The sequence below is a fragment of the Candidatus Hepatincolaceae symbiont of Strigamia maritima genome (assembly GCF_055505085.1).
Genome location: NZ_DBKDTU010000017.1, coordinates 1 through 4,181, shown reverse-complemented (window position 1 = coordinate 4,181; position 4,181 = coordinate 1). Strand labels below are relative to the sequence as shown.

The following is a 4,181-nucleotide window of genomic DNA, read 5'->3' as shown; positions in this document are numbered from 1 at the left end:
CGCTCTTCCGATCTATGTCAATATTTATTTACATTAATGTATAAAAAGGTTACAAATGGAAAAAGAATTTGATTTACAGATAAAAAACCAATTACAAAAAATATTAAAAGAAAAATTTAATAATTCCCAAAGTAGTTTAGCAGAAGCTATTAATACTAGTCAAGCTAATATTAGTAGATGGATAACAGGAAAATTTATTCCTAATTTATATACTATAAAGAAGATTTGTGATGTTATTAATATTCCTATTGAAGCTTTCTTTTTATTACCGAGTTCTCAAAATAATAATGATATGGATGAATGTATTAAGATTCCTTATTATGAAAAGAATATAAGAAACGGTAATAATATAGTATTGTATGAGAAATATTATGATTTTCTAAAACTAAATGCTAAATTTTTCAAAAAAGAATCTAATATTGATATAAAAAATATATTTGCTATCAAGGCTTATGGTCATTCAATGGAACCTATTATTTATGATAAGGATACGATATTGTTTATTAAAAACTATAACCATAAACAAATATCAGAGGCACTTTATGTGATTCAATATAATGAAACTATACTAATAAAATTGTTACAGTATAAAGCTCATAATATAGTAAAAGTTATTTCTACTAATACTAAATATGATTCCTTTGAGATTGATATAGAAAAAGATGTAAAATTCAAGCTTATCGGTAAAGTTTTATTTAGTATTAAAAGATTATACTAAATATACTAAAATTAAATAGTTTTTATACTAAGTTTTTCTAATAGAGTTCTGTCTTTATCTGGTGTAGGATTTTTAGCAGTTAGAAGAGTTTCTCCGTAAAAAATAGAATTTGCACCAGACATAAAACATAATGCTTGAGTTTCTTCCGACATATCATCACGTCCTGCTGATAATCTAACAAAAGATTGTGGCATTAAGATTCTAGCAAGGGCAATTACCCTGATAAAATCAAAGTTATCAATTTTTTGGTTATCCTCAAAAGGAGTTCCTTTAATAGCAATTAAGGCATTAATAGGGACACTCTGGGGATGCGGGGAAAAATTGGCAAGTTTTACCAACATACTCACCCTATCTTCTTTAGTTTCTCCAAGTCCTACAATTCCTCCGCAACAGACCTTTATACCAGCATTTTGTACATGAGCTATAGTGGTAAGTCTATCTGTAAAAGTATGAGTGGTTACTATTTCTTCGTGAAATTCTTCTGAAGTATTAATATTATGGTTATAAAAATCTAATCCAGCTGCTTTTAAGGTGATAGCTTGTTCTTGGTTTAATAACCCTAGAGTTACACAAGTTTCCATACCAAGTGCTTTTACTTCTTTAATCATAGGAATAATTTTATCCAGTTGCCGGTTAGTTGGTCCTCTAAGTGCTGCTCCCATACAAAAACGGCTTGCACCTGCAGCTTTAGCTTGCTTAGCTTTAGTAAGTACCAATTCTAAATTAATTAAAGATTCTTTTTCTATATTGGTTTTATTTCTGGCTGATTGGGAACAATATTTACAATTCTCAGGACATCCTCCGGTTTTGATAGATAAAAGGGTACTAACTTGTACTTCATTAGGCAGAAAAAATTCTCGGTGAATCTGTTGAGCTTGATATACTAAATCTAAAAAAGGTAATTTATATAGATTAAGAACTTCTTGTTTAGTCCAATTATATCTTAATGAGTGAGACATATTCTTAGTATCCTTTATACTTTTATGTGTAGCACTAGTTACTACAACGCTTAATGAATCAGACATTTCTTCTTAACCTCCTAATAGTAATTTTATATTATCGATATTAAGTATACGGATACCGTAACTTAAGTTTAATTATAGCATTTGAATACTAACTATAGTATTATATGAATAATAATAGATATTTGTGAAGATAAAACTTTTGAAGACAATTTACTATGAAAAAAACTACTATTTTTATTACCGGAACAGGTACTGATGTCGGGAAAACGCTAATAAGTGCTTGGTTAACTTCTCACTTAACTGCAAGTTATTTTAAACCTATTCAAACAGGATTTAAGAGTACGGAGGGGGATTATCAGCGTGTGTATGAGCTAACCTCTAAAGAGGTTTTCCCACCTATTTATTCTTTTGATAAGGGAATATCTCCTCATTTTGCGGCAATTGATAACAAGCAAGAAATTATTTTAGAGAATATAGTACTGCCGAAGATAAGTTCTAAAAATTTTATAATAGAAGGAGCCGGCGGAATTTTAGTACCACTCAATAACAAGCAAACTATGTTAGATTTAATAAAATATTTTAAGGTAGCAGTAATTTTAGTTGCAAATACTTTGCTTGGTACTATTAATCATACTCTGCTTAGTATTGAAGTATTAAAGGCTAATCAGATACCAATATTAGGGGTTATTTTAAATGGAGAACTTCATAATTATAAGTTAGTTGAAACTATTCAGAATTTTTCTAAAATAGAAAATGTGTATAATTTTCCGTATTTAACTAAACTTAATAAAGAAGCTTTGGCTGCTATTGCAATACCTAAGTTTTTGGCACAAACCTAAGTGCAGAGTTCGGTGTAGAATTTAAGGTAGTATCTTTGATGATTATTTTATTTATCCCAAGTGAAGAAAGATAGTAAATGCAAGCTTGGTTTACCAAAGATAAAGAATTAATTTGGCATCCTTTTACTCAAGGGGCAACCCAAGAGAATATACCTATTATTAAAGGAAAAGGTGCCTATTTATATGATACTGAGGGTCATAAATATTTAGATTTAATTTCCTCATGGTGGGTTAATTTACACGGACATGCTAATGCTTACATTAGTAAAGAAATTTACAAACAGGCAAAAATTTTAGAGCATGTAATTTTTGCAGGATTTACCCATAAACCGGCAGTGGATTTAGCAGAAAAAATGCTTAATTACCTACCGTTTTTAGCTAAGGTTTTTTTTTCTGATAATGGCTCTACCGCAGTGGAAATTGCCCTAAAAATGTCTTATCAATATTTTAAACATCAAGGGGAAGAGCGAGACATCTTTGTAGCTTTTGAAGGCGGATATCACGGAGATACTTTTGGGGCAATGGCTGTGGGGAAGTCTTCAGGATTCTATAATCCGTTTGCAAAACTACTATTCAAAGTAGATTTTATACCTTATCCTGAAACTTTTTTAGAAGATAATTGGCAAAAAGATAAAGAAGATAAATCTCTAGAATATATTAAACAATATTTAGAGGAAAATCATACTAAAATAGTGGCTTTTATTGTAGAACCACTAGTTCAAGGTGCAAACGGCATGAAGATGTGTTCTGAGAACTTTTTACAAAAAGTAGTAAAATTATTTCAAGCTAAAGGGATTATTGTAATTTTTGATGAAGTTATGACCGGATTTTATAGATTAGGTGAGAAATTTGCCTGTACAAAAATTGATGTTTTGCCAGATATTGTTTGTGTGTCTAAATGTTTAACCGGAGGCTTTTTACCTCTTGCTTTAACTATTACTAAGGAGTATATTTATAAAGCCTTTTTAGATAATGATATCAAGAAAGCTTTTCTACACGGACACTCCTATACTGCTAATCCTTTAGCTTGTGCTGCGGCACTTGCTTCTATAAATTTATTAGAGCAAAAAAAATCTCAAGATAGAATTAAAGATTTAAGTTTAGTGCAAAGTAGTACTCTTATTAATTTAAAACCTTTAAAAATGTTAGGAAAATTCAGATATAACGGACTTATTGCCGCTTTTTCTTTAAATATAGAAAATAAATATGGGAGTAAATCCGCAGAAGAATTAAAAATAGCCTTCCTAAAAGCCGGATTATTACTAAGACCCTTAGGAAACAGCTTTTATTTAATGCCGAATTTAGCGGTTACAAAAACTACCTTGCGTAATACTTATAAAATAATCTATAAAATTTTAGAGAATTTTTTTAAATAAACTTGCACAAGTAGTCAAGATAATATATAATAGGTTTTTTATAAAAGGATATGAATTCTTTTATAAAGGAAGAGATGAAAGAATATAGATAAAAAGATAAAGCCTTATATAAAGGAAAAGATGAAAAAATATATCATTTTATTGAGCAGTATTATAATATTTAGCGGTTATGTATTTAGCAATTATGCTAAGGCTAATTTGTCCCCTACTAAGAGTAAGTCTAATTCTACGCCTATACAAAGAATAGAAAAAAAAGTATTAAATATTGATAATAGATTAAAAA

General features: G+C 29.3%; 4 protein-coding genes. 3 read left to right on the top strand and 1 reads right to left on the bottom strand.

The window, feature by feature from the left end; genetic code table 11:
• The first annotated feature begins 55 nt into the window (after positions 1–55).
• On the top strand, positions 56–718 hold the full coding sequence (locus ACQCX0_RS00395) for a S24 family peptidase (RefSeq protein WP_462562065.1): 663 nt from the start codon (positions 56–58) through the stop codon (positions 716–718).
• A gap of 11 nt (positions 719–729) precedes the next feature.
• On the opposite strand, the gene bioB is transcribed toward ACQCX0_RS00395, so the two are convergent.
• On the bottom strand, positions 730–1,743 hold the full coding sequence (bioB, locus tag ACQCX0_RS00390; protein ID WP_462562064.1) for a biotin synthase BioB: 1,014 nt from the start codon (positions 1,741–1,743) through the stop codon (positions 730–732).
• 155 nt (positions 1,744–1,898) lie between these two features.
• Here bioB and bioD point away from each other — a divergent pair, with 155 nt between their 5' ends.
• Together bioD and bioA are read left to right on the top strand one after the other, a co-directional pair.
• Positions 1,899–2,522 (top strand): dethiobiotin synthase, encoded by a 624-nt coding sequence (bioD, locus tag ACQCX0_RS00385; protein WP_462562063.1) that lies wholly within the window; start codon positions 1,899–1,901, stop codon positions 2,520–2,522.
• Positions 2,523–2,599: 77 nt separating this feature from the next.
• Positions 2,600–3,898, top strand: coding sequence for an adenosylmethionine--8-amino-7-oxononanoate transaminase (bioA, locus tag ACQCX0_RS00380; protein ID WP_462562062.1), 1,299 nt, complete (start codon positions 2,600–2,602; stop codon positions 3,896–3,898).
• Positions 3,899–4,181 lie beyond the last annotated feature (283 nt).